The organism is Pseudomonas sp. NBRC 111132, from assembly GCF_001320565.1.
GTDB classification, from domain to species: Bacteria; Pseudomonadota; Gammaproteobacteria; order Pseudomonadales; family Pseudomonadaceae; genus Aquipseudomonas; species Aquipseudomonas putida_P.
The window spans coordinates 74437-80448 of sequence record NZ_BCBI01000027.1 but is presented as its reverse complement, the minus strand read 5'-3'; the positions used below and the strand labels follow the sequence as shown (position 1 = coordinate 80448).

Below are 6012 nucleotides of genomic sequence, written 5' to 3'. Positions count from 1 at the left end.
TTCGAGTTTCCCCATGTAGATGTTCTTGTGGACCTGGTCCTCCAGCAGTTGGTCGGTGACGGTTTCCCGTTCACCTACCGGGTACTGCTCGTTAGGCGCATCCGGATCGATTCTGGTGAGATTGTATTGCATTGCCAAAGCCTCATTGTTTCAGCTTCGCTTGCCGCTTGCGGCGACCTTCGGGAGCCCAATCAAGAGCACCGACGCGCCATAGGTAGACAAGACCTGCCAACAGAATTGCTATGAAAACGAGAGCTTCGACGAACCCGGTCCAGCCGCTTTCGCGGACGGACACAGACCATGCAAAGAGAAAGAGGGCTTCGATATCGAAGATCACGAACAGCATCGCGACCAGATAGAATTTGGCGGACAGGCGCAGGCGGGCACTGCCGACGGGCAGCATGCCGGATTCGAAGGGTTCGTTCTTGGCGCGGCCCCAGGCCTTGCTACCGAGCAGGCTGGACAGGCCGAGCATGAAGGCACACAGGCCGACGACACCCAGGAGGAAGATGGCAAAGCCCCAGTTGTGGGCGATGAGTCCTGCCGAATCGGACATGCTAGAGATCCTTATACAGAGACCCAGCTCTGCAGTCTGAAATAAGTAAAGCGGCGACGTGGTGTCGCAGGTGCAGTGACCAAATGTCGCAGCTGAATCAATCGCGCTGATTTTATGGGTAAACCCGGTGCAAGTAAAATTTCTGTCGCAAATTTATTCGTAGGATTAAGAACAAAACACGCGTGTAACTGGCTGAAAGCCTTGATATTCGGGCATTGCGTGCGCTTTTGTTAATTATGTTTCTTGCGACTGGTAACGAATTACAAGTTTCGTAATGATAATTAATATCATTTGGCCTGATGCCTTTTAATTTGGCTGTACTGTGCCTTGTAAAGTTCATCTGGCAGTTCCCTCTACTTGCAAATGCGAAAGCCTCCTGTTCTAGCAGCTGCTGGCGCCGTGCGCACCGCTCTGGGTCAATACTTTATCGTTTGAGCGATGATTGGCTGATGAAGCAATCGCCCACTGACCGAGCCAGTAGGTGAGGATGATCAGGTAGGGCGCGGCGGCGAACGGGCTGACGAAGCGGTCGATGCCGATCAGGCTGTCAGAGAGCACGAACAGGCAGGCCCCGGACGCGGCCATTCCACCGCATGCCAAGGCGCGCCAAAGCATGGCGCTGATGGCTATCGCGTATAGTGCGACCGGGATCAGCAGCGGGCCAAGGCCATGGGCGGCCAGTACGCCCAGTAACGTGATGCCAATGATGGCGCTGAATGCGAGTGCGGGCAGGGCGGGGCGCAAGGTAATGCCGCAATAGGCGCGTAGATAGGCAAGGTGGGCGCAAAGGAAGGCGGCCAGGCCGAAAACGAACAGGTCCGCAGGGATGGCCAGCAGGATATCGCCGAGCACCGAGAAGCCCAGGCCGATAGAGATCCACCTGCCATAAGGTGAGGGTGGTGCGCCGCGCAGCCAGGCAATAAGTGCCAAGACGGGAATGGGCTTGGCCAGAAGGGCGAGCAGCGTATTGTCGCTGGCCAGTGCATATATATAGAGGGCCGCGGCGGTCAGGGCGAGAATCATCAGGTGGCTTGGACGAGGCATGGGGCGGTCCTTGCTACTGTGCTGCGCCAAGCATAGACCTGATCCTGGGTTTTGCCGTTCTCGGATGTTTGTCGCTCCTACTGGAGGCGCGCAGGCAAAAAAAGAAAGGCCCGAGGCTTTCACAAGTCTCGGGCCTTTCTTCAGTAGCAACCCACCATCAGTGGAACTGCTCTTCCTCGGTGGAGCCGGTCAGTGCAGTCACCGACGATGCGCCACCCTGGATCACGGTGGTCATGTCGTCGAAGTAGCCGGTGCCCACTTCCTGCTGGTGCGCCACGAAGGTGTAGCCTTTGCTGGCGTCAGCGAACTCCTGCTCTTGCAGTTTCACGTAGGCGGTCATGTCGTTGCGGGCGTAGTCGTGCGCCAGGTTGAACATGCCGTGCCACATGTTGTGGATGCCAGCCAGGGTGATGAACTGGTGTTTGTAGCCCATGGCCGACAGCTCGCGCTGGAATTTGGCGATGGTGGCATCGTCCAGGTTCTTCTTCCAGTTGAAGGACGGCGAGCAGTTGTACGACAGGATCTGGTCCGGGTACTCCTTCTTGATCGCTTCGGCGAAGCGACGGGCTTCGTCCAGGTCCGGCTTGGCGGTTTCACACCAGATCAGGTCGGCGTACGGCGCGTAGGCCAGGCCGCGGGAAATTGCCTGGTCGAGGCCGGCGCGTACCTTGTAGAAGCCTTCACGGGTACGCTCGCCAATCACGAACGGCTGGTCGTACGGGTCGCAGTCGCTGGTCAGCAGGTCGGCGGCGTTGGCGTCGGTGCGGGCCAGGATGATGGTCGGTACGCCCGACACGTCAGCTGCCAGGCGCGCGGCCACCAGCTTCTGTACGGCTTCCTGGGTGGGTACCAGTACCTTGCCGCCCATGTGGCCGCATTTTTTCACCGAGGCCAGCTGGTCTTCGAAGTGCACGCCGGCGGCGCCTGCTTCGATCATGTTCTTCATCAGCTCGTAGGCGTTCAGTACGCCGCCGAAACCGGCTTCAGCGTCGGCCACGATTGGTGCGAAGTAGTCGATGTAGCCTTCGTCGCCTGGGTTCTTGCCGGCTTTCCACTGGATCTGGTCGGCGCGGCGGAACGAGTTGTTGATGCGCTTGACCACGGTCGGTACCGAGTCGACCGGGTACAACGACTGGTCAGGGTACATCGACTCGGCCGAGTTGTTGTCGGCGGCAACCTGCCAGCCGGACAGGTAGATGGCCTGGATGCCGGCCTTGACCTGCTGCACTGCCTGGCCACCGGTCAGGGCGCCCATGCAGTTGACGAAATCTTTTTCTGGGCGGAAGGATGGGTGGGCACCTTGGGTGACCAGCTTCCACAGTTTTTCTGCACCCTGACGGGCCAGGGTGTGCTCTGGCTGCAGGGAGCCACGCAGGCGAACGACATCAGCGGCGGTGTAGGTACGGGTCACGCCTTTCCAGCGCGGGTTCTCGGCCCAGTCTTTCTCGAGGGCTGCAATTTGCTGTTCGCGTGTCAGTGCCATGGAAATAAACCTCGTCGCATCGATCTTGGGTTAATTGTGCTGATGCTCGGGTGCAGATCAGGGCGCTTGGCGGCTGTCCTGTTCGCGGGAGTGCGGCGGCGAACGCGAAGGCTCGAAGGGGAAGGGTGGGCAGGCCAGGCGAAGGTGTGCTCCGGCAGGTCGGCTCGTGGTTGCCTTGCTGCGGTGCTACGCGATTGCCAGTACTGCGGTGATGCGCTTCCGTCCCTCGGGACAACTTCTTCGTTGCAGTCGCAATCCCGTCGAACCGCCTTGTGGGCCGTATAGACACGAGACGCCTCCAGGGGTGGGGAGGAGCACGCCTCGAAGGCCCTTGCCAGGGCCCCTGATTAGCGGGAGCGAGGCCATCATGCCCTTGGGAAAAAGACCCTGTCAAATGTTTTGTAGTGGTTTTTTCTACTTACTACATCTTTGGTCTAATGCGACTTGGCAGTCAGTTTCAAGGCCTTTGGTCGAGGCCTTGAATTGCCTGGGATCCGTCGAGAAGGTCGACTTTGACACGTAATGTCATGTTTTCCCCGCGCTGGGTGCTGTAACTACGGCTTGACGTACTCCGGTCGGCTTGGCTCTGCTGGTTGTAGCCTGCCAGGGTGATCCATTCACCCAGCCTGCCGGTGACTGTCGTGTCGGTACTTTGAACTTTCACTACATCTGCACGTTCCTGGCTGATGCGGTCGTTATTGGTGCTTATTTGCAGACGAACCGTATCGCCGCTCAGGCTTGGTGTGACGTAGAAACCTTGGGTCACGTTGCGGTATTCGGTGTTGCTCTGGATGCGCCCGTAGCCGTCGGTGCTGGTGCTGGTGATCGGGATGCTCTGGCCAACCTGGATCAGCGCTGGCTGGCCTTCGCTGGCTTGCACTTGCTGCATGCCGCCGTCGCGGTTGCTGGTGCCGTAGTGGATGACGCGTGCATTGCCACGGTTATCCTGGAAGTTGCTGTCGTTGTTGTCGACGCTGATCAGCAGGCGCTTGGGGGCGGTGTCCAGCTGTTGCAGCAGGGCGCGCAGGTCGTCGATGCGCTCGGGGCTGGCGTTGACGATCAGTTTGTTCTCGAAGGCGCTGACCGTACCGTCCTTGCCGATGAATGCCTGTGCGGCAGGTAGCAGTTCGGCGCTGGCGCGGTGCTGCAGCGGCACCACCTCGGTGGCGGCCTGGGCGGCGTAGCTGGCAACGAGCAGCAGGGAAGCGAAAAGGGGGCGTAGCGGCATGTCCATGATCTCCGCAGGTGGAATGATCATGATGGCAAATTTGCCTGGGTTGTGCCGGTTCCAGATCACAAGTTGTCTTTTGTCTACGTTTGCCCAGCGCGCCAGGCGAGCATGGGTGCCTGACGCTGCAAAGCCGAGAGCGGTGGCCGCTGTCAGACAAATTCCGTAACATCGCGCCCCTCGTTTTTGTAACGTCCGCCCGGACCGCACCACAGGATGTCCATGAAGCCCGCCCGACTACGCGCCGACCTGCTCGCCGGCCTGACCACCGCGTTCGCCCTTGTGCCCGAATGCATCGCTTTTGCCCTGGTGGCCCACCTCAACCCGCTGATGGGCCTGTATGGCGCGTTCATCATCTGTACCCTGACTGCGCTGTTCGGCGGTCGACCCGGAATGATCTCCGGCGCCGCTGGCTCGATGGCGGTGGTGATCGTCGCGCTGGTGGTGCAGCACGGTGTGCAATACCTGTTGGCCACGGTGCTGCTGGGTGGCGTGGTGATGATCCTGTTCGGCCTGTTGAGGCTGGGCAAGCTGGTGCGCCTGGTGCCTTACCCAGTCATGCTGGGCTTCGTCAACGGCCTGGCAATCGTCATTGCCATGGCCCAGCTCGAGCATTTCAAGGACGGCGATCACTGGCTCAGTGGCGCGCCGCTGTACTTGATGATCGGTTTGGTGGCACTGACCATGGTGGTGGTCTACCTGCTACCCAGGCTGACGCGTGCGGTGCCGCCGGCGCTGGTGGCGATTCTCGGTGTCGGCCTGCTGGTGTACCTGTTGGGCCTGCCCACCCGTACCCTGGGCGACATGGCGCATATCGCCGGCGGCCTGCCAGGGTTGGCGCTGCCGGATGTGCCCTGGAATCTGCACACCCTGAAGGCCATTGCCCCCTACGCGGTGTTGATGGCCATGGTCGGCCTGCTGGAAACCCTGCTCACCCTCAACCTGACCGATGAAATCACCGAGAGCCGTGGCTTTCCGGACCGCGAGTGTGTGGCATTGGGTGCCGCCAACATGGTCTCGGGCCTGTGCGGTGGCATGGGTGGCTGCGCGATGATCGGGCAGACGGTGATCAACCTCAGCTCCAATGGCCGTGGCCGGTTGTCGGGCGTAGTGGCCGGGGTGATGATCTTGCTGTTCGTGTTGTTCCTGTCGCCGCTGATCGAGCGTATTCCGCTGGCGGCGCTGGTGGGGGTGATGTTCGTGGTGGCTCAGCAGACCTTCGCCTGGGCGTCGCTGCGGGTGCTCCACAAGGTGCCGGTGAACGATGTGCTGGCGATCATTGCGGTGACCGTAGTCACGGTATTCACCGACCTGGCCACGGCAGTGCTGTTCGGTATCATCATCGCGGCGGTGAACTTTGCCTGGCAGCATGCGCGAGAGCTGTATGCCGACAGCCATGAGGATGGCGAAGGGGGCAAGCATTACCAGGTGCATGGCACGCTGTTCTTTGCCTCGACCACACCGTTCCTCAACCAGTTCGACCCGGCCAACGACCCAGGCAAGGTCACGCTTGACTGCCAGCATTTGAGCTTTGTCGACTACTCGGCAATCGCGGCGTTGAAAACACTGCGTGAGCGCTATGCCAAAGCGGGCAAGCAACTGCGGGTGGTGCATTTGTCGGAGCGGTGCAAGACGCTGTTGAAGCGGGCAGGCGAGCAGCACTGAGGCTTGCAGGGTTGGGTGGCCAGCCCTCCAGGGGTT

Annotated in this window: 5 protein-coding genes and 1 pseudogene; 1 reads left to right on the top strand and 5 read right to left on the bottom strand. The window is 60.3% G+C overall.

Annotated features, from left to right (window positions below; genetic code table 11):
• The 5 genes and pseudogenes from APH35_RS14825 to APH35_RS14805 form a co-directional block, all read right to left on the bottom strand.
• Positions 1-132 (bottom strand): annotated as a pseudogene (locus tag APH35_RS14825) (NADH-quinone oxidoreductase subunit B); the annotation flags it as partial.
• Positions 133-142: 10 nt separating this feature from the next.
• Positions 143-556, bottom strand: coding sequence for an NADH-quinone oxidoreductase subunit A (locus APH35_RS14820; protein WP_003251427.1), 414 nt, complete (start codon positions 554-556; stop codon positions 143-145).
• A 381-nt stretch (positions 557-937) separates the two neighbouring features.
• Entirely contained in the window at positions 938-1600 is a 663-nt protein-coding gene (locus tag APH35_RS14815) for a lysoplasmalogenase (RefSeq protein ID WP_060515037.1), read from the bottom strand.
• Positions 1601-1757: 157 nt separating this feature from the next.
• The gene (gene aceA / locus APH35_RS14810) at positions 1758-3083 is read right to left on the bottom strand and encodes an isocitrate lyase (protein WP_012273289.1); all 1326 of its coding nucleotides are present in this window, start codon (positions 3081-3083) and stop codon (positions 1758-1760) included.
• A 457-nt stretch (positions 3084-3540) separates the two neighbouring features.
• The gene (locus APH35_RS14805) at positions 3541-4341 is read right to left on the bottom strand and encodes a secretin N-terminal domain-containing protein (RefSeq protein WP_171577256.1); all 801 of its coding nucleotides are present in this window, start codon (positions 4339-4341) and stop codon (positions 3541-3543) included.
• A 192-nt stretch (positions 4342-4533) separates the two neighbouring features.
• On the opposite strand from APH35_RS14805, the gene APH35_RS14800 reads away from it, so the two are divergent.
• The gene (locus APH35_RS14800) at positions 4534-5976 is read left to right on the top strand and encodes a SulP family inorganic anion transporter (RefSeq protein ID WP_060515036.1); all 1443 of its coding nucleotides are present in this window, start codon (positions 4534-4536) and stop codon (positions 5974-5976) included.
• The last annotated feature ends 36 nt before the right edge of the window (positions 5977-6012 follow it).